The 23,426-nt window shown below is 66.4% G+C and carries 26 protein-coding genes; 20 read left to right on the top strand and 6 right to left on the bottom strand.

Annotated features, from left to right (window positions below; all coding sequences use genetic code 11):
- Window positions 1-35 precede the first annotated feature (35 nt).
- Both murJ and ACYVHH_RS01430 read left to right on the top strand, forming a co-directional pair.
- Entirely contained in the window at window positions 36-1,598 is a 1,563-nt protein-coding gene (gene murJ, locus ACYVHH_RS01435; protein WP_460563224.1) for a murein biosynthesis integral membrane protein MurJ, read from the top strand.
- A gap of 3 nt (window positions 1,599-1,601) precedes the next feature.
- On the top strand, window positions 1,602-2,453 hold the full coding sequence (locus tag ACYVHH_RS01430) for a SirB1 family protein (protein ID WP_460563223.1): 852 nt from the start codon (window positions 1,602-1,604) through the stop codon (window positions 2,451-2,453).
- 18 nt (window positions 2,454-2,471) lie between these two features.
- Here ACYVHH_RS01430 and ACYVHH_RS01425 read toward each other — a convergent pair whose 3' ends face one another.
- The 4 genes from ACYVHH_RS01425 to purM all read right to left on the bottom strand — a co-directional run bounded on the left by ACYVHH_RS01425 (window position 2,472) and on the right by purM (window position 6,096).
- The gene (locus tag ACYVHH_RS01425; protein ID WP_460563222.1) at window positions 2,472-3,449 is read right to left on the bottom strand and encodes a GlxA family transcriptional regulator; all 978 of its coding nucleotides are present in this window, start codon (window positions 3,447-3,449) and stop codon (window positions 2,472-2,474) included.
- Window positions 3,442-4,404 carry an EamA family transporter gene (locus ACYVHH_RS01420; protein ID WP_460563221.1) on the bottom strand — a complete coding sequence of 321 codons (963 nt, stop codon included), beginning with the start codon at window positions 4,402-4,404 and terminating at the stop codon, window positions 3,442-3,444. The genes ACYVHH_RS01425 and ACYVHH_RS01420 overlap by 8 nt, the downstream gene beginning before the upstream one ends.
- A gap of 17 nt (window positions 4,405-4,421) precedes the next feature.
- A complete protein-coding gene (locus ACYVHH_RS01415) occupies window positions 4,422-4,979 on the bottom strand; it encodes a cysteine hydrolase family protein (protein ID WP_460563220.1) in 558 nt (185 codons plus the stop codon).
- Window positions 4,980-5,064: 85 nt separating this feature from the next.
- Window positions 5,065-6,096, bottom strand: coding sequence for a phosphoribosylformylglycinamidine cyclo-ligase (gene purM / locus ACYVHH_RS01410; RefSeq protein ID WP_460563219.1), 1,032 nt, complete (start codon window positions 6,094-6,096; stop codon window positions 5,065-5,067).
- 76 nt (window positions 6,097-6,172) lie between these two features.
- Between purM and ACYVHH_RS01405 the strand changes: the two genes are divergently transcribed.
- From ACYVHH_RS01405 to folK, 5 genes are all read left to right on the top strand, one after another.
- The gene (locus ACYVHH_RS01405; RefSeq protein ID WP_460563218.1) at window positions 6,173-7,276 is read left to right on the top strand and encodes an AI-2E family transporter; all 1,104 of its coding nucleotides are present in this window, start codon (window positions 6,173-6,175) and stop codon (window positions 7,274-7,276) included.
- Between the two features lie 83 nt (window positions 7,277-7,359).
- Window positions 7,360-8,046 carry a DnaA regulatory inactivator Hda gene (gene hda / locus ACYVHH_RS01400; RefSeq protein ID WP_460563216.1) on the top strand — a complete coding sequence of 229 codons (687 nt, stop codon included), beginning with the start codon at window positions 7,360-7,362 and terminating at the stop codon, window positions 8,044-8,046.
- A 55-nt stretch (window positions 8,047-8,101) separates the two neighbouring features.
- Window positions 8,102-8,776, top strand: coding sequence for a histidinol-phosphatase (locus tag ACYVHH_RS01395; RefSeq protein ID WP_460563215.1), 675 nt, complete (start codon window positions 8,102-8,104; stop codon window positions 8,774-8,776).
- Window positions 8,773-10,377, top strand: a complete 1,605-nt coding sequence (gene pcnB, locus ACYVHH_RS01390; protein WP_460563214.1) for a polynucleotide adenylyltransferase PcnB — start codon at window positions 8,773-8,775, stop codon at window positions 10,375-10,377. Before ACYVHH_RS01395 ends, pcnB begins: the two co-directional genes overlap by 4 nt.
- On the top strand, window positions 10,374-10,844 hold the full coding sequence (gene folK / locus ACYVHH_RS01385) for a 2-amino-4-hydroxy-6-hydroxymethyldihydropteridine diphosphokinase (RefSeq protein WP_460563213.1): 471 nt from the start codon (window positions 10,374-10,376) through the stop codon (window positions 10,842-10,844). The genes pcnB and folK overlap by 4 nt, the downstream gene beginning before the upstream one ends.
- A gap of 15 nt (window positions 10,845-10,859) precedes the next feature.
- Here folK and pdxH read toward each other — a convergent pair whose 3' ends face one another.
- Window positions 10,860-11,492 (bottom strand): pyridoxamine 5'-phosphate oxidase, encoded by a 633-nt coding sequence (pdxH, locus tag ACYVHH_RS01380; protein WP_460563212.1) that lies wholly within the window; start codon window positions 11,490-11,492, stop codon window positions 10,860-10,862.
- Window positions 11,489-12,079 (bottom strand): gamma-glutamylcyclotransferase, encoded by a 591-nt coding sequence (locus ACYVHH_RS01375; protein ID WP_460563211.1) that lies wholly within the window; start codon window positions 12,077-12,079, stop codon window positions 11,489-11,491. Before ACYVHH_RS01375 ends, pdxH begins: the two co-directional genes overlap by 4 nt.
- 78 nt (window positions 12,080-12,157) lie before the next feature.
- Between ACYVHH_RS01375 and ACYVHH_RS01370 the strand changes: the two genes are divergently transcribed.
- The 13 genes from ACYVHH_RS01370 to ACYVHH_RS01310 all read left to right on the top strand — a co-directional run bounded on the left by ACYVHH_RS01370 (window position 12,158) and on the right by ACYVHH_RS01310 (window position 23,365).
- The gene (locus ACYVHH_RS01370) at window positions 12,158-12,760 is read left to right on the top strand and encodes a YceD family protein (RefSeq protein ID WP_460563209.1); all 603 of its coding nucleotides are present in this window, start codon (window positions 12,158-12,160) and stop codon (window positions 12,758-12,760) included.
- Window positions 12,761-12,918: 158 nt separating this feature from the next.
- Window positions 12,919-13,101 (top strand): 50S ribosomal protein L32, encoded by a 183-nt coding sequence (gene rpmF, locus ACYVHH_RS01365; protein WP_460563208.1) that lies wholly within the window; start codon window positions 12,919-12,921, stop codon window positions 13,099-13,101.
- A 196-nt stretch (window positions 13,102-13,297) separates the two neighbouring features.
- Window positions 13,298-14,356 (top strand): phosphate acyltransferase PlsX, encoded by a 1,059-nt coding sequence (gene plsX, locus ACYVHH_RS01360; RefSeq protein ID WP_460563207.1) that lies wholly within the window; start codon window positions 13,298-13,300, stop codon window positions 14,354-14,356.
- 26 nt (window positions 14,357-14,382) lie between these two features.
- On the top strand, window positions 14,383-15,402 hold the full coding sequence (locus ACYVHH_RS01355) for a beta-ketoacyl-ACP synthase III (protein WP_460563206.1): 1,020 nt from the start codon (window positions 14,383-14,385) through the stop codon (window positions 15,400-15,402).
- Between the two features lie 93 nt (window positions 15,403-15,495).
- Window positions 15,496-16,446, top strand: coding sequence for an ACP S-malonyltransferase (gene fabD, locus ACYVHH_RS01350; protein WP_460563205.1), 951 nt, complete (start codon window positions 15,496-15,498; stop codon window positions 16,444-16,446).
- An 18-nt stretch (window positions 16,447-16,464) separates the two neighbouring features.
- Window positions 16,465-17,214, top strand: a complete 750-nt coding sequence (gene fabG / locus ACYVHH_RS01345; RefSeq protein WP_460563204.1) for a 3-oxoacyl-ACP reductase FabG — start codon at window positions 16,465-16,467, stop codon at window positions 17,212-17,214.
- A 146-nt stretch (window positions 17,215-17,360) separates the two neighbouring features.
- Window positions 17,361-17,600, top strand: coding sequence for an acyl carrier protein (gene acpP / locus ACYVHH_RS01340; protein WP_123299754.1), 240 nt, complete (start codon window positions 17,361-17,363; stop codon window positions 17,598-17,600).
- Window positions 17,601-17,606: 6 nt separating this feature from the next.
- Window positions 17,607-18,851: a beta-ketoacyl-ACP synthase II gene (gene fabF / locus ACYVHH_RS01335; protein ID WP_460563203.1), complete on the top strand. Its 1,245-nt coding sequence runs from the start codon at window positions 17,607-17,609 to the stop codon at window positions 18,849-18,851.
- A 23-nt stretch (window positions 18,852-18,874) separates the two neighbouring features.
- Entirely contained in the window at window positions 18,875-19,348 is a 474-nt protein-coding gene (locus tag ACYVHH_RS01330; protein ID WP_460563202.1) for a hypothetical protein, read from the top strand.
- Between the two features lie 55 nt (window positions 19,349-19,403).
- Window positions 19,404-20,048 (top strand): RNA polymerase sigma factor RpoE, encoded by a 645-nt coding sequence (gene rpoE / locus ACYVHH_RS01325; protein ID WP_460563201.1) that lies wholly within the window; start codon window positions 19,404-19,406, stop codon window positions 20,046-20,048.
- 31 nt (window positions 20,049-20,079) lie between these two features.
- Window positions 20,080-20,772, top strand: a complete 693-nt coding sequence (locus tag ACYVHH_RS01320) for a sigma-E factor negative regulatory protein (protein WP_460563200.1) — start codon at window positions 20,080-20,082, stop codon at window positions 20,770-20,772.
- A gap of 7 nt (window positions 20,773-20,779) precedes the next feature.
- Window positions 20,780-21,814 carry a MucB/RseB C-terminal domain-containing protein gene (locus ACYVHH_RS01315; RefSeq protein ID WP_460563199.1) on the top strand — a complete coding sequence of 345 codons (1,035 nt, stop codon included), beginning with the start codon at window positions 20,780-20,782 and terminating at the stop codon, window positions 21,812-21,814.
- 42 nt (window positions 21,815-21,856) lie between these two features.
- A complete protein-coding gene (locus ACYVHH_RS01310; RefSeq protein ID WP_460563198.1) occupies window positions 21,857-23,365 on the top strand; it encodes a DegQ family serine endoprotease in 1,509 nt (502 codons plus the stop codon).
- Window positions 23,366-23,426 lie beyond the last annotated feature (61 nt).

The following is a 23,426-nucleotide window of genomic DNA, read 5'->3' as shown; positions in this document are numbered from 1 at the left end:
TCTTCGCGCGTGCATGCCCGCTACACTCTGTCGCCGTGTCGCTCTTCAAATCCGCCTCCCTCGTCTCGCTGCTTACGCTCGCTTCCCGCATCACGGGGCTGGTGCGTGAACTGCTCATTGCCGCCACATTCGGCGCCAGCGCCCTGACCGACGCCTTCAACGTCGCCTTCCGCATTCCCAACCTGCTGCGCCGCCTGTTCGCCGAAGGGGCCTTCAGTCAGGCCTTTGTGCCGGTGCTGGCCGCCAACCGCGAAAAGCATGGCGACACCGACACCAAGGTGCTGATCGACCAGGTGGCCACGGTGCTGGCCTGGGCGCTGGCGTTGACGTGCGTGCTGGGCATTCTGGCCGCGCCCTTACTGGTGTGGGCCATGGCGGCCGGCTTGCAGCAGAACCCGCAGGGGTTCGACACGGCGGTGGTGCTCACCCGCTGGATGTTCCCCTACATCGGCTTCATGTCGATGGTGGCCCTGGCGGCCGGTGTGCTCAACACCTGGAAGCGTTTTGCGGTGCCCGCCGCCACGCCCGTGCTGCTCAACGTGGCCATGATCGGCGCGGCCGCCTGGGGGGCGCCGTGGTTCGGTTCGCTCGGCATCGAGCCCATCTACGCGCTGGCGGGCGGAGTGATGGTGGGCGGCATGCTGCAACTGGGCGTGCAATTGCCTGCGCTGCACCGTCTGGGCCTGTTGCCGCGCATCGGTATGTCCTGGAAGGCACTGCGCGCGGCGTGGGCGCATCCAGGTACCCAGCGCATCACCACGCTCATGCTGCCCGCCTTGCTGGGGGTGAGCGTGGCGCAAATCTCCCTGCTCATCAACACGCAGATCGCCTCTCACCTCGTCACGGGCAGCGTCAGCTGGCTCACCTATGCAGACCGGTTGATGGAGTTCCCCACAGCCATGCTGGGGGTGGCACTGGGCGTGGTTTTGCTGCCACAGTTGTCCGCCGCCCAGGCGGCGAATGACCCGGACCGCTACAGCGGCCTGCTGGACTGGGGCTTGCGCTGGGTGGTGTTGTTGGCCGTGCCGTGTGCCGTGGCACTGCTCACCTTCGCGCAGCCGCTGGTGGCCGTGCTCTACAACTATGGGGCTTTCACCGCAGCGGACGTTCGCCAGACCTCGCTGGCCCTCATGGGCTATGGCGTGGGCTTGCTGGGGCTGATCGCCATCAAGGTGCTGGCGCCGGGGTTCTATGCGCGGCAGGACATCCGCACGCCGGTGCGCATTGCCATCGCGGTGCTGTTGTTCACGCAGGCCATGAACTTCCTGCTGGTGCCCCATCTGGCGCACGCGGGGCTTGCGCTGGCCATCGGCCTGGGGGCGCTGCTCAACGCGGGCTGGCTGCTGGTCGGGTTGGTGCGGCGGGGGGCGTACAAGCCGCAGGCTGGCTGGGCGCGCTTTGGGCTGCAGGTGGTGGCCGCCGCCGCCTTGCTGGCCGTGTTCCTGCTCTGGGCGGGTGGGCGCGTGGACTGGGTCAACGCCGTGGACGCCTGGCGCCGCATCCTCACGCTCGCGGCCATCGTGCTGGGCGCGGTGGTGGTGTATTTCGGCGTGCTGTTGCTGGCGGGTGTGCAACTGCGCCAGTTTGTGCGAAAGTAAGGCATGGCTTTTTCTTTTCAGGCGCCGTCTCCGCTGGAATACTTTGCCGCCCTGGTGCGCGAGGACGACGGTTTCCCCTTGCTGGAGGCCACGGCCGCAGTGGCCATGGACGAGTACCCCGAGCTTGACGTGCAGACGGTGCTCGGCGACGTGGACCAGCTGCTGGCCCGCCTGCGCCGCCGCCTGCCAGCCGATGCTGGGCCGCTGCAGCGCCTGCGCATGCTCAACCAGTTCTTCTTCCAGGACCTGGGCTTTGGCGGCAACGTCAACCACTATTACGACCCCGACAACAGCTACCTCAACGTGGTGCTGCGCACGCGCCGTGGCATTCCCATCACGTTGGCCGTGCTTTGGCTGGAGCTGGCCGTGGGCCTGGGGTTGCAGGCGCGGGGGGTGAATTTTCCCGGGCACTTCATGGTCAAGGTCAACCTGCCGCAGGGCCAGGTGGTGATCGACCCCTTCACTGGTCAATCCCTCAGCCGTGAGGACCTGTCGGAGCGCCTGGAGCCTTTCAAGCGGCGCAACGGGCTGGTGGACGATTTCGACGTGCCGGTGGGCCTGTACCTCCAATCCGCCCAGCCGCGCGACATCCTGGCGAGGGTGCTGCGCAACCTCAAGGAAATCCACAACGCGCAGGAAGACTGGCCGCGCCTGGTAGCGGTGCTCGACCGCCTGGTCGTTCTCCAGCCAGACGCCTGGCCCGACGTTCGTGACCGTGGCCTCGCCTTGGCCGAACTGGGCCAGCCTGCCCGGGCCGTGCCCGATCTGGAAGCCTATCTGGCTCACGCGGAAGATCCGCTCGACGCGGACGCCATCTCTGAGCGGTTGCGCGCCCTGCGCCGCGAGTTGAGCTGACCCTCTCCCCAGTGCAACTTAGGGTTGTGCGCTGGCAGGCGAGCCCTGAAGACCGTGCTGGCGCCAGGTGCGGCGCAGTTGCGTGTCGGAACTGAAGCCAGCCGTTTCTGCCGCCTTCGTCACACTCATGCCTGCCCGCAGGGCCGCCTGCGCCAAGCCCAGCCGTATGCCTTGCAGGTAACGCAAGGGGGCAATGCCCGCGTGCGTCAGGAACAGACGGGTCAGGTGCCTTGGCGATGTGCAGGCCACCTCGGCCATGCGTGCCACCGGCCAGTCGGCCTGCGGCTGCTCGCCAATCGCATCCTGCAGGCGGTGCAGGGCGGGGTGCAAGTGGTTGCGGTGGTTCAGGAAGGGCGACAGTTCCGGGTCCCCCGGGCCGCGCCGCAGCGCCACCACCATGCCCTGCGCCACCTGGGCGGCCAGGGCCGGCCCGGCCAGCGCCGAGATGCGGTGCAGGAACAGATCGATGCCCGTCGTCACCCCGGCGCTGGTGCATACCGGCCCGTCGGTCACGAAGACGCGGTTGTCCAGCACCCGGCAGTGCGGGTCGCTCTGGCGCAGCTCTTCCAGGTGCTGGTGGTGGGTCGTCACGTGCCGGCCACTCAGCAAACCGGCATGCGCCGCGATGATGGTGCCCGCGCACACGCACAGCAGTTCCACGCGGCCCGGGGCCAGCCGCAGGCCGCGCAGCCAGTGCAGGGCGTCGCGCATGGCCGGGGTGTCCAGCACCACGCGCTCACCCGGTTGTCCCACCACCACAATCCAGCGCTGGCCGCCAGCGTGCAGGCGGTCGGCGTCGGGCAGGGGCTGCAGGCCGCTGATCTGTGCGCCCACCGAGCTTTCGGCTTGCGCCTGCGGGCCCACGTAATGCAGGCGGAACAATTCGGCCTGCCCGCGTGCGCGCAGGCACTGGTTGGCAATGCGCAGCGCCTCTGCCGGGCCTGCCCAGTCCATGATCAGGCTGCCAGGCAGCAGCAGGAAGTGCACGTCAATCATGGCCTTGTACCGCAGGGGCAGGTGGGCTCCAGATGGCCAGCAGGCGGCGCCCGAACACGTGAATGGCCAGACCAGCCAGGATGGTGGCCGCACCCACGAACTGCAGCAAGGACAGTTGCTCACCCAGCAGCAGCCAGGCGCTGCTCAGGCCCACTACGGGCACCAGCAGCGTGAGCGGCGCTACCGTGCTGGTGGGCAGGCGGGTGAGCAGCGTGCCCCACAGGGTGTAACCCAGGATGGTGGCGGCATATGCCAGGTAGGCCACGGCCAGCACCGTGCCCCATTGCAGGTCTGTCCACACCGCTGCCAGCCGCTGCGGGCCTTCGAACCACCACGACAGCAGCGCGAAGGGCAGAATCGGCACGGCCGCGCTCCACACCACCACACCCAGCAGCGCCTGCGCGCCTCCGCCCTGGGGTTGTGTGCTCATCATGCGTTTGCTGATGACGTTGCCGCATGCCCAGCTGAACGCCGCGCCCAGCGTCAGCACCAAGCCCGCCAGCGTCATCTGGCTGCCAGCCGGGGCTTGTGTGAGGCTTTGTGCCCCCAGCAGCCACAATCCCCCAATCGCAATGAGCAACCCCGTCACATTCACCGCATGCAGGCGCTCGCGCCACAGCAGCACCGACAGGCCCAGCGTGAACAGCACCTGTGCCTGCAGCACCAGCGACGCCAATCCGGCGGGCATGCCCACCGACATGGCCCAGAACAGCAGTGCGAACTGGCCCAGGTTGATCGTCAACCCATAGGCCAGCAGCCAGCGCCAATCCACCTTCGGGCGTGGCACCCACAACACGGCGGGGAAGAACACCAGCACAAAGCGCAGGCAGCCCAGCAGGAAAGGCGGCACGCCACCGCTCAGCCCCTCCTTGATGACGACGAAGTTCAGCCCCCATATGGTGACGATGCACAGGGCCATCAGCCATTGGCGCGTGGAAAGGGTGGGGTGTGACATAGGGGCCGTGTTTCCCGTCAGGCCAGGCGCGTCAGGGCCTGCTCCACCGTGCACACGGTTGCGAAGCGCCCGGCCAGCACGGTCTCGGTGCGGGCTTTGATGTCCGCGGCGGACAAGGGCTGGCCATTGGGCTGGGTCATGTCAAAGGTGAGGGTGGCTTCGGTCACGTAGTCTATGCGCCAACCCAGGTCCGACGCGTGTCGCGTGGTCGTCTCGCAGCACTGCTCGGTGCGTATGCCGCTGACGACGAGGCGCTGAATGCCATGCTCCACCAGCCAGACGTCCAGCCCTGTGCCCACCAGGGCACTGTGGCGGTGTTTGAGGAAGGTGGCTGCGGCGTCGAAGTCGGCCAGGCCGTCCATCGGGCGCACGTGGCCGGATGCCATGGCAAAAGGGTTGTCGGGCGTTTCCGGACCGTCGCTGTGCAGCACGCGCACCACCGGCACGCCACGGCTGACGCAGCCCTCGATCAGCGCGTTCTGGGCACGCAGGTAGTCACCCACGTCGCGTTCGGTGTAGTAGGGGCGGTGCTGGAAGGACGCCTGGGCGTCGATGACGATGAGAGCTGTTTTCATGAGGGCTCCTGAAATGGTTAGGAGCCCTCATGGTGCCGGGCTGCTGCCCGGCCGTCCGGCCGTTGCCGGACAGGAACCGGTCAAATCAGGACACGACCACCTGGGCGCCGCTGCCTTGCTGGGTGATGGTGCCGATGGCGTAGACCGTCTCGCCCTGGGCGCGCAGCGTGGCTGCGGTCGCCTCTGCGTTGGCAGCGTCCACCACCACCACCATGCCAATGCCATTGTTGAAGGTGCGGTTCATCTCGATGTCGTCGATGGCAGCGGTCTTTTGCAGCCACGCGAACAGTTCGGTCTGCGGCCAGCTGCCCTTTGTCAGGTGGGTGGCCAGGCCTTCGGGCAGCACGCGGGGAATGTTTTCCAGCAGGCCGCCGCCGGTGATGTGGGCCAGGGCCTTGATGGGGTGCTGCGCCAGCGCGGCCAGCACGCTCTTCACGTATAGGCGGGTGGGCGCCATGATGGCTTGCTTGAAAGGCTGCCCGTCCAGTGTGGCGGGCAGGCTGGCACCGGCACGCTCAATGCACTTGCGCACCAGGCTGAAGCCGTTGGAATGCACGCCTGCCGAGGCCAGGCCCAGCACCACGTCGCCTGCCTGTACGTTCTGGCCGGTCAGGATCTTGCTTTTCTCTACCGCGCCCACGGCAAAGCCCGCCAGATCGTATTCGCCCGCCGGGTACATGCCGGGCATTTCGGCGGTTTCGCCGCCGATCAGGGCGCAGCCGCTCAGCTCGCAGCCCTTGGCAATGCCACCCACCACGGCGGCGGCCGTGTCCACGTCCAGCTTGCCGCAGGCAAAGTAGTCCAGGAAGAACAGCGGCTCGGCACCTTGCACCAGCACGTCGTTCACGCTCATGGCCACCAGGTCGATGCCCACGGTGTCGTGCATGTTCCACTCGAAAGCCAGCTTCAGCTTGGTGCCCACACCGTCGGTGCCGCTCACCAGCACGGGTTCCTTGTAGCGCTTGGGCACTTCGAACAGCGCGCCGAAGCCGCCAATGCCGGCCAGCACCCCTTCGCGCATGGTTTTCTTGGCCAGCGGCTTGATGCGTTCAACCAGGGCGTCGCCCGCGTCGATGTCCACGCCGGCGTCTTTGTAGGAGAGGGGAGTCGTTGTCATAGGAGAGGGTGGGCCGATAGACCGATAGAATTTGCGTGATTTTACGGGCCTCCGCCATGTCCAAGGTTTTTTCCCTATGTCCCTGACCCCCACACAAGCCCGCGCCCTGGCCTGGCTGGCCCTTGCCGTGGCGGTGTGGTGGCTGCTGGACTTGCTGGCGCCCGTGCTCATGCCTTTCGTGGTGGCTGCGGTGATGGCCTACGCCCTGCACCCTGTGGTGGAGCGCATGCACGCCCGGCACGTGCCCCGCTGGCTGGGGGCCGGGGTCGCGATCGCGTTGCTGATGCTGGTCTTGCTTGCCGTGGCCTTGATGATCGTGCCGGTCGTGACGCAGCAGTTGCCGCTGTTGCGCGAGCAGGTGCCTGCGTTGCTGGAGCAGTTCAACCGCTGGCTGGCTCCCTGGATGGCACGAATGGGGGTTGACGCGCAGATCGACATCAACCTGGTGCGCGATCTGTTGCGGGGCATGGTGTCAGGCCACGAGGGCGAACTCCTGCAGCGTGTGCTGGCCTCTCTGCGCATTGGCGGCAGCGCTGCGGCCGCCGTGCTGGGCAACCTGGTGCTCATGCCCATCGTCGCGTACTACCTGCTGCTGGACTGGAGCGGCCTGGTGGCACGGGCCAAGGCCCTGGTTCCGCCACGCTGGCAGGACAGCGTGCAGCGCTTCTTCGACGAAACCGACGAAGTGCTCGGCCAGTACCTGCGTGGCCAGTTGCTGGTCATGGGCATCCTGGCTGTGCTCTACACCGTTGCGCTGGCTGCTGTCGGGCTCAAGCTGGCACTGCCCATCGGCGTGTTCACCGGGCTGGCGGTTTTCGTGCCCTACCTGGGCTTCGGCGTTGGCCTTGTGCTCGGCCTGCTGGCGGCGCTGCTGCAGTTCCAGGCGCTGTGGGGTGTGCTGGCGGTGGGCGCGGTCTACGCGGTCGGGCAGGTGGTCGAAAGCCTCTACCTCACGCCCCGTCTGCTGGGCGAACGTATCGGGCTGCACCCCATCGCCGTCATCTTCGCACTGATGGCGTTCGGCCACGTGCTGGGCTTCGTCGGCGTGCTGATTGCATTGCCCGCCAGCGCGGTGCTGCTGGTGGCGGTGCGCCGGCTGCAGGCCTTCTACATGGGGAGCCCTTTGTACACCCACGGCACCGCAGCCCCGGTCAGCCAGATTGAAGATGAGAGGGGTTGAAGTGAAACTGCCCCCACGCTCACTTTGTTCGCTGCCCCCCGAGGGGGCTTCAGTCTCCTTGAGACGGCTCGGCGGAGACTGAGATGCAGCAACTCGTACTTGACATGGGGCTGGCGCCCCGGCCGTCGCTGGACAACTTCATGCCCGATGGCAACGCCGACGCCCTGGAACACCTGCGGCTGTGGGCTGGCAACCCCATGCGGTCACCGGTGCCCACGTTCCTCTGGGGCGAGTCGGGCAGCGGCAAGACGCACCTGCTGCAGGCCGTGCGCGACATCGTACTGGGGCAGGGAGCAGGCGTGGGCTGGCTCGACGCCAGCACACTGGCCCCGCCCGAGTTCGACGACCGCTGGGGCATCGTCATCCTGGACGAATGCCACCTTTACACCGCAGCGCAGCAGGCGGCGGCCTTCAACTGGTTTGTCAACGCGCAGACGCCGGTGAGCGGCCCGGCGCGCTGGGTGTTGGCGGCGGGCGACTCGCCGCCGGCCGATCTGGTGCTGCGCGAAGACCTGCGCACGCGCCTGGGCTGGGGACATGTGTTCCAATTGCATGCGCTGGGCGAGTCGGAGCGGCGGGCCGTGCTGCGCCGCGCCGCCGACGAGCGAGGCGTCTTCCTGGGCGACGAGGTGATGGATTACATGCTCAACCGTTTCTCGCGCGACCTCAGCAGTCTCATGCTCCTGCTGGAGCGCCTCGACGGTTATGCGCTGCGCACCCAGCGCGCCATCACCATCCCGCTCATCAAGGCCATGCTGGAAAACGAATGAGCGCCGCCCGGCCAGACACTGCCCGCCACGAACACCTGAAAGACGACCCAACCGCATGAAACTGGCCCTGTTCGACCTGGACCACACGCTGCTGCCCATCGACTCCGACTACGCATGGGGCCAGTTCACCACCCGCATCGGCTGGACCGATCCGGTGGACTTCACGCGCCGCAACGACGAGTTCTTTGCCCAGTACCAGGCGGGAGCGCTCGACGTGCACGCCTATGTGCGCTTCGCCATCGAGGCCGTGCGCCAGCAGGGCCCCGAGGCCGCCGCCCGCGCGCACGAGCAGTTCATGGCCGAGGTGATCGGCCCCAATTTGCTGCCCCAGGCGCGTGAACTCGTCGACAGCCACCGTGCGGCGGGTGACCAGGTGATGATCATCACCGCCACCAACGAATTCGTCACCCGGCCCATCGCCCACGCCTTTGGCGTGGACGAGTTGCTGGCCATTGAGCTGGAGCGCGGCCCCGATGGCTGGTTTACCGGCGAGATCCGCGGCACCCCCTCCTTCCGCGAAGGCAAGGTCACACGGCTGCGCCAGTGGCTGGCCGAGCGCGGCCTGGGCTGGGACGACGTGGACATGACCTTCTATTCCGACTCGACCAACGACCTGCCCCTGCTGGAAAAGGCACACGTGCCCGTGGCTACCAACCCCGGCGCCGGGCTGCGCGCCATTGCCCAGGAACGCGGCTGGCGCATCCTGGACCTGTTCCCCGAACACGCATGATCAAGAAATTCATCGACAAACTGCTGGGCAAGGCACCCAAGGCCAAAGGTCCCAACTTCGGCAAGCGCGAAGACGTGCCCGCCACGGTGCACGGTATCGACCCTTCCCTGGTGGACGGCCGCGCGCTGGACGTGGTGCACACCCTCAAGCGCGCGGGTTTCGAGGCCTACATCGTCGGCGGTGCCGTGCGCGACCTGTTGCTCGGCCTGCGGCCCAAGGACTTTGACGTGGCCACCAATGCCACGCCCGAACAGGTTAAGAACCTGTTCCGCCGCGCCTTCATCATCGGGCGGCGTTTCCGCATCGTGCACGTTGTCTTCGGGCGTGGGCGTGAGAACGAGGTGATCGAGGTTTCCACCTTCCGGGCCTACCTGGACAGTGCCGACGCCGAGCAGGTCAGCGGCAACGAGCGCACCTCCAAGAGCGAGCTGGCGGGCATGAAGCACGCCGTGGACGCCAGTGGCCGCGTGCTGCGCGACAACGTCTGGGGGCCGATGGAGCAGGACGCCGCGCGCCGCGACTTCACCATCAACGCCATGTATTACGACCCGGAAACCGAGACCGTGGTCGATTTCCACCATGGCATCCGCGACGCCAAGAAGCGCCTGCTGCGCATGATCGGCGACCCGGCTGCCCGTTACCGTGAAGACCCGGTGCGCATCATCCGCGCCGTGCGCTTCGCGGCCAAGCTCAACGGCGTCGGCTTCAAGCTGGAAGACAAAACGCGCGCGCCCATCGCCGCGTCGCTGGGCCTGCTGGCCGACATCCCGCAGAGCCGGCTGTTCGACGAGATGCTCAAGCTCCTGCAGACCGGCCATGCGCTGGCCAGCATCGAACAGTTGCAGGCCGCCGGACTGGCGCAAGGCATCTACCCCCTGCTGGACCTGGTGGTGCAGCGCGCGCAGGACCCGTTTGTGCGCTCCGCTCTGCTGGACACCGATCGCCGCGTGGGAGAGGGCAAGCCCGTGGCGCCCAGCTTCTTGCTGGCCTGCGTGCTCTGGAGCGACGTGCGCGAGGGCTGGCAGCGCCGCCAGAAGGCGGGTGTGCCGCCTTTCCCGGCTTTGCACGAGGCGGTGGACGAGGTGTTCGAGTCTCGCATCGGCGACGTTTCCGGCCGGGGCAAGCTGGGTGCCGACATGCGCGAGATCTGGACCATGCAGCCGCGCTTCGACAAGCGCACTGGCTCGTCGCCGTTCTCGCTGGTGGAGCAGCCGCGCTTCCGTGCTGGCTTCGACTTCCTGCGCCTGCGCGCCCTGGTGGGTGAACTGGACGAAGAACTGGCCCATTGGTGGGAAACCTTCAGCACGGCCAGCGAGCCGGTGCGGCGCGACATGGTCGACGAAATCCGCCTGGCGCAGCAGCGGGCCAAATCCCGCACGTCTGGCAAGGGCGAGGGCAAAGGCGGGCGTTCTGGCGGCGGCCGTGTGTTCCGTGCACCGGCGGAGCCTCAGGAGGACTTGGCCGCAGAGGCCGTGCTTCCAGAAGAGGCGCTGGAGGGTGCCGACGAGGGCGCCGCTCCCGCCAAGAAGCGCCGCCGCCGCCGTCGCAAGCCTGCGGGCGGTGGCGCTGGCCCGGCCGAGCCGGGGCCCGCTGCGGAATGAGCGTCGTTGCCTACGTCGCCCTGGGGGCCAACCTGGGTGACGCACGGGCAGCGGTGATTTCCGCGCTGCAATCTCTGGGCCGTTTGCCGCACACCGGCGTGACGCGTGCTTCCAGCCTGTACCGCACCGCCCCCTGGGAGGCTAGCGGACCGGATTTCATCAACGCCGTGGCCGAGCTGGAAACCGGTTTGAGCGCGCCCGCGCTGCTGGCCGAACTGCAGGCGCTGGAACTGGCCGCTGGCCGGGAGCGGCCCTATGTCAACGCGCCCCGCACGCTGGACCTGGATGTGCTGCTCTATGGCGAAGGGCGTATCGATTCCCCCTGCCTGACCGTGCCGCACCCCCGCATGTGGGAGCGCGCCTTTGTGCTGGTGCCGCTGGCGGAACTGGCGCCCGGGCGTGTGCCGGCGCAGGCACTGCAGGCTGTCGCCGGGCAGGCCATCGAGCGCCTGCCTGCTGCTGCCTAAGGGTCCGAGCGGCGCTCAGGGCGCCAGACGCTCCCGCAGCCATTCGCCGCCTTCCAGACGGTAGCGCAGCCGGTCGTGCAGGCGGCTCTTGCGGCCTTGCCAGAATTCCCAGCGGTCGGGCACCAGGCGGAAACCACCCCAGTGCGGCGGCCGTGGCGGGTTCAGCATGAACTGCGCGCCGTACTTGGCAGCGTTCGCCACCAACACGCCACGCCCCGCGATCACCTGGCTCTGGGGGCTGGCCCATGCGCCTATGCGGCTGTCCAGCGGCCGGCTCTTGAAGTAGGCATCGCTTTCCTCGGGACTCACCTTTTCCACGCGGCCTTCGATGCGCACCACTCGCTCAAGCTCCACCCAGTGGAACTGCAGCGCCGCCCACGGATTGCCCGCCAGCTCCTGGCCCTTGCGGCTGTCGTAATTCGTGTACCAGACAATGCCGCGCTCGTCGTAACCCTTGATCAGCACCACGCGGGTGCTGGGCCGAAGGTCGCTGCCCACAGTGGCCACGGTCATGGCGTTGGGTTCGGGCAGCTCGCTCTTCAGGGCTTCGTTGAACCATTGGTCGAACTGGCGCATCGGGTCGGCGTGCGACGCTTCCTCGCTCAGTTCGGCCTTCTCGTAGCTCTTGCGCAGGTCGGCGATGTTCATGCCTGTGAGTATGGCACGCCGTCAGTGGCCTGCCGCGGGCAGGCCAGGCGCATGAGCCGTGCCAGTGTCATGTCCTTGATGCCCAAGGCCTCCAGCTGGCGGTGTGTCTGCAAGGCGTAGTCCAGCGTGCTGCCGTACTTTCCCCGGGCCTGCTCGAAGATGGCGCGGTACTGGTCCAGGCTCAGGTCTCCCGTGAAGTTCGGGCTGCGCCGGGACAGGGTGAACGCCAGGCCGGTGACGCAGCCGGCCGCTGTGCGGCAGCGCAGCCATTTGGGGTCGTACACTGGGTTCGGCATCTCGCGCTCCCACAACACGGGCAGCACGCGGGGCACCTCGGTGGCTGGCACGCGCAGGACCAGGCCCTGGCAGCTGCCGCCAGAGAGAAGCGCAAAAACCAGGCCAGGGCGCTCCGGCGTGCCCCGGTTCACCTTGCTCCACATCTTGAGTGCCCGGTGGTGGCCATGCACGGTGGCCAGGCGGCGCTCCTCCACGGGAAAGTCGGCTTTCCAGATCAGCGAGCCATAAGCAAAAAGCCAAAGATCCCTCGCGCCCATGGACAGCCACTCGTCCAGGGCGGTGTGCAACATCCTCTGTGAGCAGCGGGGCTCGTTCATCGCTGACGGGTTCGGCCTTTAAAATCCACAAGCATTATCCATACCCGAGCAATGAATTCCACTTCCCCGTCCACCGCCGTGGACCTGCGCCAACTGGCCAACGAAGGCCGTCCCTTGGGCGGCGAAACGCCTCTGGCTGCCTATGAGCGCCTTTCGTCCGAGCAGCCCGCCGTGGCCGCAGCCTTGGGGCCAGTGATCTGGCGTGCCCAGGCTGAGTGGCGGCAGCAGGTCTCCGACGCCGTGGCAGCGGAGCTCAAGGGCAAGCTTGCCCCGGCGCGCCAGCTCTGGCTGCACCTGGAGGTGCAGGCGCAGGTGCCTCAGGTCTGCCAGCGCTGCCTTGGGCCCTTTGCGCAGCCGGTGGCGGTCGACCGCTGGTTCCGCTTCGTGGCTGATGAGGCAACCGCCGCCGCAGAAGACGACGAGAGTGAGGAGGACGTGCTGGTGATGGAGCCCCGCTTTGATCTGCATGCGCTGATAGAAGATGAGCTGCTGCTGGCCTTGCCGCTGATTCCCATGCACGACGTCTGCCCCGAGCCGGTGCGCATGAGTGCCGGTGAACTGCCTGAGGATTCCGCCCCTGAGAAGCCCAACCCCTTCGCCGCGCTGGCCTCACTTCGCAAGGACGGGCAGCAGGGCGGCAAAAACGGTACTTGATACGAAACCAAAGGTCCAGCTATAATGCGATGTTTAGCGCTGGCCTTGTGGGCTTGGCCTGGGTGAAACCGGTCGAGCCAGTCGTGAGGGGTTGGCATAAGAGGGCTGGCGCCGCCGGTCCACCGCACAGATTCTTGACACATCGATAGGAGCCGACCATGGCCGTCCAGCAAAACAAAAAGTCCCCGTCCAAGCGTGGCATGCACCGTTCGCACAACGCCCTGACCGTTCCGGGCGTTGCCGTGGAGCCCACCACCGGTGAAATGCACCTGCGCCACCACATCAGCCCCAACGGTTTCTACCGTGGCCGCCAGGTGCTGAAGAACAAGTCCGAGGCCTGATTCGCGCCTTGGCGCTTCGTCTTGACTCACCGGGTCCGAAGCCAAGCCCGCATGGTCCATGCGGGCTTTTTTCGTCTGGGTCTCTGCCAAAACCGTCTGCTTGCCGGGTGTTTCTGGCATGCTGACAGCGTGTTTCCGGCCCCCATTAGGGGGCATGGTCTCGCGTGACCCGGCGTATTCCTGAGAGGTTGCCTGCATGATCACCATCGCCGTCGATTGCATGGGGGGAGACCACGGTCCCTCAGTGACCCTGCCTGCGTGTGCGGCCTTTCTGTCGAACCACCCTGATGCACGGCTGTTGCTGGTGGGGCGCCCGGAAGCTCTGGCCAGCCTGCCTTCCGGGCTCGACGCCACGCGCTGCACGGTGGTGCCGGCCAGCGAGGTGGTTTCCATGGACGACCCCGTGGAAGTAGCCATGCGCCGCAAGAAGGATTCGTCTATGCGCGTGGCCATCGCACAGGTCAAGGATGGCGCGGCGCAAGCGGCTGTGTCTGCAGGCAACACGGGCGCGCTCATGGCCATAGCCCGCTATGTGCTCAAGACGCTGGAAGGCATCGACCGCCCCGCCATCGCATCGCAGATGCCCAATGCAAAAGGCGGCGCCACCACGGTGCTGGACCTGGGCGCCAATGTCGACTGCACGGCCGGGCACCTGCTGCAGTTTGCCGTGATGGGGTCCGCGCTGGTGGCCGCCACAGGCAAGGAATCGCCGTCTGTCGGTCTGCTCAATATTGGTGAGGAAGTCATCAAGGGCAACGACGTGATCAAGCAGGCGGGGCAGCTGTTGCGGCAGGCCGCGTCAGCCGGCGACCTCAACTTCCACGGCAACGTCGAAGGCAACGACATCTTCAAGGGCACCACCGACATCGTCGTCTGCGATGGCTTTGTCGGCAACGTGGCGCTCAAGGCCAGCGAAGGTCTGGCCAGCATGATCGGCGGCTTCATCCGTGAGGAGTTCTCGCGCAGCATCTTCACCAAGCTGGCCGCCATCGCAGCGTATCCGGTGCTGTCGTCCTTCAAAAAGAGGGTGGACCATCGCCGTTACAACGGCGCGGCGCTGCTGGGCCTGCGCGGTCTGGTTTTCAAGAGCCATGGGTCCGCCGACGCGTTCGCGTTCCAGGCGGCGCTGGCGCGCGCGTATGATGCGGCACACAACCAGTTGCTGGACAATGTCAAAGCCCGTATCGCCCAGGCCGCGCCGCTGATGAGCGGCTCCGCCGGAGCAGAGCCCGACGTGTCCGTCATGGAGGCCTGAGGGCTTCTTTCGCCAAGTCAGATCACATGAGACGTTATTCCCGCATCACAGGCACGGGCAGCCATCTGCCGCCGCGCCGCCTGACCAATGCCGACATGGTCGCGCTGCTCGCCGAGCGCGGCATCGAGACCAGCGACGAATGGATCGTCGAGCGCACCGGCATCCGTGCCCGCCACTACGTGGATGGCGGCGTCAACGCCAGCGATCTTGCGCTGCAGGCCTGCCTGAAGGCGCTGGAGGCCGCTGGCCGCCAGGTGGGGGATATCGACCTCATCATTGTCGCCACGTCCACGCCGGACATGGTGTTCCCCTCCACGGCCACCATCCTGCAGCGCAAGCTGTCGGAGCACGCTGCAGCCCAGGGGCTGGCCGACGCGGCTGGTGGCCCGGCTTTCGACGTGCAGGCCGTGTGCAGTGGCTTCATCTACGCGCTCACCGTGGCTGACGCCATGATCCAGACCGGCGCCGCGCAGCGCGCCCTGGTGGTGGGTGCCGAGGTGTTCTCGCGCATCCTCGACTTCAACGATCGCACCACCTGCGTGCTGTTCGGCGACGGCGCTGGCGCCGTGGTGCTGGAAGCCTGCGAGCACGACGGCAGTGGCCCGGGCGTGCTGGCCAGCGACATCCACGCAGATGGCCGCCACACAGGCATCCTCTGCGTGCCTGGCACGGTCAGTGGTGGCCAGGTTCTGGGTGACCCGCTCCTCAAGATGGATGGTCAGGCGGTTTTCAAGCTGGCCGTCGGTTTGCTGGAGGACGCCGCCCGCGCGGCCCTGGCCAAGGCGGGCAAGACCGACGCCGACATCGACTGGCTGGTGCCCCACCAGGCCAACATCCGCATCATGCAGAGCACGGCGCGCAAGCTCAAGCTGCCGATGGACAAGGTCATCGTCACGGTGGACCAGCACGGCAACACGTCTGCGGCGTCCATTCCGCTCGCGCTCGACCATGGCGTGCGCAATGGTCAGATCCGCCCTGGCCAGAACCTCATGCTCGAAGGCGTGGGCGGCGGTTTCACTTGGGGCGCGGTGCTGGTTCGCCTTTGACGCAGCACGCCCGCCGAGGGCGGCACCGCGCCGCCCCGGTCACGTTCATCCAGGCGCCTCCCGGATGGCGCCTTCACACAGGAGAACTTTCTCATGACTACATTCGCATTCGTTTTTCCTGGGCAGGGTTCCCAGTCCGTTGGCATGCTCGACGCCTGGGGCGATCACCCTGTCGTCGCCGAAACGCTTCGTGAAGCGTCCGATGCGCTGGGCGAAGACGTGGCCAGGCTGATCCACGAAGGCCCGAAGGAGGCCCTGGCACTGACCACCAATACCCAGCCCGTCATGCTGGTGGCTGGGGTGGCGGCGTGGCGCGTCTGGCGTGCCGAAGGCGGCGCGCTGCCAGCGGCCGTTGCCGGCCATTCGCTGGGCGAATACTCGGCGCTGGTGGCTTCTGGCGTGTTGACGCTGGCCCAGGCCGCGCCCCTGGTGCGTTTCCGCGCACAGGCCATGCAGGACGCCGTGCCCGTGGGCACGGGCGCCATGGCTGCCATCCTGGGTATGGAGGCCGACAAGGTCAAGGCCGGTTGCGCCGAGGCGCAGGCCACCTTTGCTGCAGGCAGCGGCGAGGTCGTGGAAGCGGTCAATTTCAACGATCCGGCCCAGACGGTGATCGCGGGCAGCAAGGCTGCCGTGGAAAAGGCTTGCGAGGTGCTCAAGGCCAACGGCGCCAAGCGTGCCCTGCCGCTGCCGGTGTCGGCGCCGTTCCATTCCAGCCTGATGAAACCGGCCGCCGAGCGCCTCAAGGAGAAGCTGGCGGCCACGGTGCTGGCCGCGCCGCAGATTCCCGTGCTCAACAACATCGACGTTGCCGTGCAGACCGATGCCGACGCTATCCGCGATGCGTTGTACCGCCAGGCCTTCGGCCCGGTGCGCTGGGTGGAGAGCGTTCGCGCCCTCAAGGCGCGCGGCATCACCACTGTGGTGGAATGCGGCCCGGGCAAGGTGCTGGCCGGCATGGTCAAGCGCATTGACGCGGAACTGGCCAGCGCAGCCCTGTACGATCCGGCCACGCTGGCGGAAGTCAAGACCCTGCTGGGTTGAACGAGAGGAGAAGAGAGCATGACCGAGAACGTTTTTTCCGGCCAGGTGGCCCTGGTCACCGGCGCATCGCGCGGCATTGGCGCCGCCATCGCTCTGGAACTCGCCCGCAAGGGGCTGAAGGTCGTCGGCACCGCCACCACCGAGGACGGGGCTGCCAAGATATCTCAGGCGCTGGCCCATTTCGAGGGTTGCCAGGGGGCCAAGCTCGACGTGAACAACGCCGCCGAAGCCGAAGCGCTCATCGACGGCATCGTCAAGGAGCATGGTGCCCTGCACGTTCTGGTCAACAACGCCGGCATCACCCGCGACATGTTGGCCATGCGCCTGAAGGACGAGGACTGGGACGCGGTGCTCGACACCAACCTCAAGGCCGTCTTCCGCATGAGCCGTGCCGTCATCCGCCCCATGATGAAGCAGCGCTACGGCCGCATCATCAGCATCACCAGCGTGGTGGGTGCGTCTGGCAACCCCGGCCAGGCCAACTACGCCGCCGCCAAGGCGGGTGTGGCTGGCATGACCCGCGCGCTGGCGCGCGAACTGGGCAGCCGCAACATCACCGTCAACTGCGTGGCGCCGGGCTTCATCGAAACCGACATGACCGCCAGCCTGCCCGAGGAGCAGCAAAAGGCCCTGCTGGGCCAGATTCCCCTTGGGCACCTGGGTAAACCGGCAGACATCGCCCATGCGGTGGCCTACCTGGCCAGCCCGCAGGCGGCCTACGTTACCGGCCAGGAACTGCACGTCAACGGCGGCATGTTCATGGCCTGATTTCCTGCTGTTGGCGCGCATGCGCTAACATCGGCCCCCGAACGCCCGCCTCGGGGGCCGGGGACGGCCAGGACAAGCTTTTAGGCATCTGGTCCCGCCCCGGCTAAAATGGCGGCCTTGCAAATCAACCACCCTCAGAGGGAAATATGAGCGATATCGAAGCACGTGTGAAGAAAATCATTGCCGAACAACTCGGCGTGGAAGAGTCCCAGGTGACCAACGAGAAGGCTTTCGTGGCCGATCTGGGCGCCGACTCGCTCGACACCGTGGAACTGGTGATGGCTCTCGAAGACGAATTCGGTATCGAGATCCCCGATGAAGACGCCGAGAAGATCACCACGGTGCAAAACGCCATCGACTACGCAGTCGCACACCAGAAGGCCTGATAGCCGATGAGCCGCCGCCGTGTCGTCGTGACCGGTCTGGGCTGCATTTCCCCCGTGGGCAACACGGTGGAGCAAGCCTGGGCCACCCTGCTGGCTGGTCAGTCCGGCATCGATCTCATCACCAAGTTCGATGCCTCCAACTTCGCGTGCAAGATTGCGGGCGAGGTGAAGGACTTTGACCTGGGTTCCTACATTCCGCCCAAAGAGGCGCGGACCATGGACACCTTCATCCACTATGGCATTGCTGCTGCCGTCCAGGCCGTGGCTGACGCTGGCCTGCCTGTGGGCGAGGCGCTGGGTGAGGAAGAAGCCTGCAGGATAGGTTGCATCATCGGTTCCGGCATCGGCGGCCTGCCGATGATCGAGGAAACCCACGCCGAACTGACGAACCGCGGCCCGCGCCGCATTTCGCCCTTCTTCGTGCCGGCCTCGATCATCAACATGATTTCCGGGCACGTGTCCATGCGTTTCGGCTTCAAGGGGCCGAACCTGGCTGTGGTCACTGCCTGCACGACCGGCCTGCACTGCATTGGTGAGGCCGCTCGCAAGATTGAATACGGCGACGCCGACGTGGTGGTTGCAGGCGGCGCGGAGGCGACCGTCTCGCCGCTGGGCATTGGCGGCTTTGCCGCGATGCGCGCCCTGTCTACCCGCAACGACGACCCCAAGACGGCTTCCCGCCCCTGGGACAAGGACCGCGACGGCTTCGTGCTGGGCGAGGGCGCTGGTGTGATGGTGCTTGAAGAGTACGAGCACGCCAAGGCGCGTGGCGCCAAGATCTATGCCGAACTGGGCGGCTACGGCATGAGTGCCGATGCAGGCCACATGACGGCGCCGAACATGGACGGCCCGCGCCGAGCCATGCTCAATGCCTTGCGCAACGCCGGCGTCAACGCCGACCAGGTGAACTACCTGAATGCGCACGGCACTTCCACCCCACTGGGTGACGTCAACGAGACCAACGCGATCAAGGCGGCACTGGGCGACCACGCCAAGAATGTGGTCGTGAACTCCACCAAGTCCATGACGGGCCATCTGCTGGGCGGTGCCGGGGGCATCGAGAGCGTGTTCACCGTGCTGGCGGTGCACCACCAGAAGAGCCCGCCGACGATCAACATCTTCAACCAGGACCCCGAGTGTGACCTGGACTACTGCGCTAACATTGCCCGTGACCTGAAGATCGACGTTGCCGTGAAGAACAACTTCGGCTTCGGCGGCACCAACGGCACGCTGGTGTTCAAGCGGGTCTGATCCGCCGTATCAGGCTTTTTCCCATGCACTGCGCCCCTTCGGTGGAATACCCGGTGGGGCGCAGCGTTTTTGCGCAAGGCGTTTTTCTTGTGCTGGTATCGGCCTGGCTTCTGGGGCAGGTACTGTGGGCGGTGTCCCTGACTGGCAATCCCTGGCCTGGGGCTTGGTGGTTCTCGGCGGGTGCCGGTCTGCTCTTGGCGGTGTGGGGCTACTGGCGCCTGAAGCAACCCCCGCAGGGCAGGTTGCACTGGGTGCCGCCCGCCGCGGGGTCTGCTGGGGCCGGAGATGGTCAGGCAGGAGCCTGGCAGTGGTTCAGTGCTGCCTACCGGCACGGCACGCCGCTGGATAGGGTGGAATGGGTGTGGGATCTGCAGGGCATGGTGCTGCTGCGCCTGCGCAATGCCGCGGGTTTGTCGTGGTGGGTCTGGCTGGAGCGCTCCTTCGATCCGGGCGTCTGGGATGACCTGCGGCGGGCTCTCAAAGCCCACCAGTCCTGACCCTGTGGCCGTGTGTCCGGAACCTTCGGGTATATTTGCCCGCCTGAACCCTTCTATGACCGATCCCACCTCCCATCCTTCCCCTCCCGCACCGGACAGCGACGCCATGCTTGTGCAGCGCACGCTGGCAGGGGACATGCGCGCCTTCGAGATGCTGGTGGTGAAGTACCAGCGCAGGGTAGAGCGCCTGATCGGCCGCATGGTCCGTGACACCGACCTCGTCCAGGACATCGCCCAGGAGACGTTCATCCGGGCTTACCGGGCGCTCGGGCAGTTCCGTGGCGAGGCCCAGTTCTACACCTGGCTCTACCGCATCGCCGTCAACACGGCCAAAAAACAGTTGATGGAGCTCAAGCGGGATCCGCTTGTCCTCATGAGTTCGCTCAAATCGGCGGAAGACGATGAAACTTCCGGTCTGGAACACGAACTAAACGCACAGGTGGCAGACACTGAGACCCCGGAAGCGGTGCTGGCGAGCAAGGAAATCGCCGAGGCCGTGAACGCGGCGATGGAGGCCTTGCCCAAGGAATTGGGGCAGGCCATCACGCTGCGGGAGATCGAAGGACTCAGCTACGAAGAAATCGCACAGGCGCTGGATTGCCCGATCGGAACTGTGCGGTCACGGATTTTTCGGGCCCGAGAAGCCATATCTGCCCGTATCAAGCCGATGCTCGAACGGCAGACCGGCAAGCGCTGGTGACCCGCGAACGTGAACAGGAAGCGAAAAGATCATGCAGACCAAGTCAGACACCCAAACAGCCGTGGGCGCGATGGAGCAGCTCCAGGGGGCTGAGCCTGCGCATGACGGAGCCTTCCTGCGCGAGCAACTTTCTGCGCTGATGGACGGGCACGCACCCGCCGGTGGCACGGATTGGGCGGGCCTGAGCCAGGCCTATGCCGACGACCCCCTCTTGCGACAGGCGTGGAGCGATTACCACTGGGTGGGCGAGGCGCTGCGGGCGGGTGACCACGCACCGGCGCCTGCCGACGCGGGTTTTGTCGCCGGGGTGATGGCTCGGCTTGCCGTGGAAGAGCCGCAGACTGCCGTGCCGCGACGGGTCTTGGACGAGCCGGTGGCGGCCATCCCGGTCACGCTGCCTGCAGCCAACGATGCCGTCTTCCGCTGGAAGATGGTGGCTGGCGTGGCCACTCTTGCCGCCGTGGCGGCGGTGGCCTGGCAGGTGGCGGTGGCGCCGTTGGCCGGTCCGCAGCTGGCCCAGTCGCCCCAGCCTGCGGCCGCCGTTCAGCTCGCCTCTGGCGAGCAACCCCGTGTCCAGGCTGTCATCACCGAACGTGGCGTGGTCATCCGTGATCCGCAACTGGAGGAATTGCTGGCCGCGCATCGCCAGTACGGTGGCATGTCTGCCTTGCAGATGCCAGCTGGCTTCCTGCGCAACGCCACTTACGAGTCGCCGCAGCGCTGAATCCACGATGAGCATGTTTCCCGTAGCCAGAGCCCGTGCAGGTGTCGGCGTGGTGTCCGCCGCGCTGGTCTGTTTTGCCTTGCCCGCGTGGGCGGGCGAGCCAGCCAAAGCCACGCCAGCGGCTGCATTCAGCGCCACCCAGGAACTGAGCATCCACCAGTGGCTTGAGCGCCTGCATGAGGCATCGCGCCGCCGGGCCTACATCGGCACCTTTGTCGTCTCCGCCGGTCCCGAGATTGCTGCTTCCAAGATCTGGCACGTCTGCGACGGCGTGCAGCAGATGGAGCGCATCGAGACCTTGACCGGCACCGCACGCACAACGCTTCGCCGCAACGACGAAGTCCTGACGCTGGTGCCCGATGCGAAGCTGGCCTTGAAGGAAAAGCGCGAGGCTTTGCGCTTGTTCCCCGATCTGCTCAAGGCCCCCGGGCAGCAGATCGAGAATCTTTACGCCGCCCGCACGGTTGGCTCGGAGCGTATTGCCGGGTATGACGCCGTGGTCGTGGATTTCCTGCCCAAGGACGATCTGCGATACGGCTACCGTGTCTGGTCCGAGAAAAAGACGGGCTTGGTCATGAAGCTGCAGACCCGTGATGCGGTTGGGCAGGTGATGGAGCAGGTGGCTTTCACCGAACTGCAATTCGATGCGCCGGTGAAGATGGACGCGCTGGCGCGGCAGATGGACGTTCCCAAGGGCTACCAGCTGATCAAGCCTCTGCTGCGCAAGACCACCCCTGAGGCGGAAGGCTGGCGCCTGAGCCAGCCGGTGCAAGGCTTTCAGTCCATGAGCTGTCACACCCGTTCCGATGCCGAGGCGCGTTCGCCCTCTGCCGTTCAGTGGGTGTTTTCCGACGGCCTGGCGTCGGTGTCGCTTTTCCTGGAAACCTTTGACCCGAAAAGGCACACCAAGGAACAAGCCGTGTCGGCTGGAGCGACGCATTCTTTGACGAGGCGCCTGGGAGACCACTGGGTAACCGCCATGGGCGAAGTGCCGCTGGGCACCTTGCGCCAGTTTGTCGAAGCGCTGGAACGCACCCGCTGACGTTCTTCTCCCTGCTTGCGTAGATGGTTTTTTGGAGTTTCCATGGAAACAGGTATTGCCATTGATCGTCGCTTGAAACGTTATGTGCTGGTTGCCGCCGCCGTGGTGACGCTGTCCGCCGCGCTCTGGTCGGCCGGGCATACACCGGTGGTCGCGCAGACGGCGCCGGCGGCCCCGGCGCCGCTGGTCACGGGCCTGCCCGATTTCACCGTTCTGGTGGACCAGGTGGGGCCTTCCGTGGTTAACATCCGCACCGTGGAGCGCGTGCGCCAGCGCAGCGGCCCTGCCAGCCCCGACGAGCAGATGCTGGAGTTCTTCCGCCGGTTTGGCATACCTGTTCCCCCGGGCGCTACGCCGCGCGGGCCGCAGCGCCCGGACCGTGGCCCTGATGCCGAGCGCCCCCGGGGTGTCGGGTCTGGCTTCGTGCTCAGCAGCGACGGCTACATCATGACCAACGCGCATGTGGTTGATGGGGCGGACGAGATGGTCGTGACGCTGACCGACAAGCGGGAATTCAAGGCAAAGGTGGTGGGCTCCGACAAGCGCACCGACGTGGCCGTGGTGAAGATCGAGGCGACGGGCCTCAAGGCTGTGCGCATCGGGGACGTCAACAGGCTGCGCGTGGGCGAATGGGTGATGGCGATCGGCTCGCCCTTCGGCCTTGAAAACACCGTGACGGCGGGCATCGTCAGCGCCAAGCAGCGAGACACCGGCGACTACCTGCCCTTCATCCAGACCGATGTCGCCATCAACCCAGGCAATTCCGGCGGACCGCTGATCAACCTGCGTGGCGAGGTCGTGGGCATCAACAGCCAGATTTACTCGCGCTCCGGCGGCTTCCAGGGCATTTCCTTCGCCATCCCGATCGACGAGGCGGTGCGGGTGTCGGAGCAGCTGCGCACCAGCGGCAAGGTGACACGCGGTCGCATCGGTGTGGCCATCGACACCGTGAGCAAGGATCTTGCGGACTCCCTGGGGCTGTCGAAGGCCGAGGGCGCACTGGTGCGGGGTGTGGAAGACGGCTCCCCGGCTGCAAAGGCCGGTATCGAGCCGGGCGACATCATCGTGAAGTTCGACGGCAAGGCTGTCGAAAAGTCGGTTGACCTTCCTCGTATTGTGGGTAACACCGCTCCCGGTGCCAACGCGACGGTGACCGTGTGGCGCCGTGGCGGGTTCCGGGACTTGCGGGTCACGGTTGCCGCCCTAGAGCCCGAGCAGGTCGCGCAGGGTGAATCATCGTCCCCTGGCCAGGTGCCCCCGGCCTCGGACGCAGCACAGGCGTTCGGGCTGGCCGTGCGCGACCTGACCGCTGCGGAGAAGCAGGAACTGAAGGTGCAAGGCGGTGTGCTCGTGGCCAGTGCCGAAGGTGCTGCGGCACGCGCCGGGCTGCGTGAGGATGACGTGATCGTCGCCTTGGGCAACCAGCAGATAGGGACACTTAAGGATTTTGAACGTGTGCTGTCCAGCCTGGACAAAAAACGGCCCGTGAGCGTTCTGATTCGCCGGGGTGAATGGGCGCAGTACGCCCTGATCCGGCCAAACGGCCGCTGAAAATCCATTTTTGCCTACAATCTAGCTCCAACCATCGCAGTTGCCAGATTGTTGGTTCCAG

The organism is Hydrogenophaga aquatica, assembly GCF_054780915.1.
This window is presented reverse-complemented; position numbering and strand designations above follow the sequence as displayed.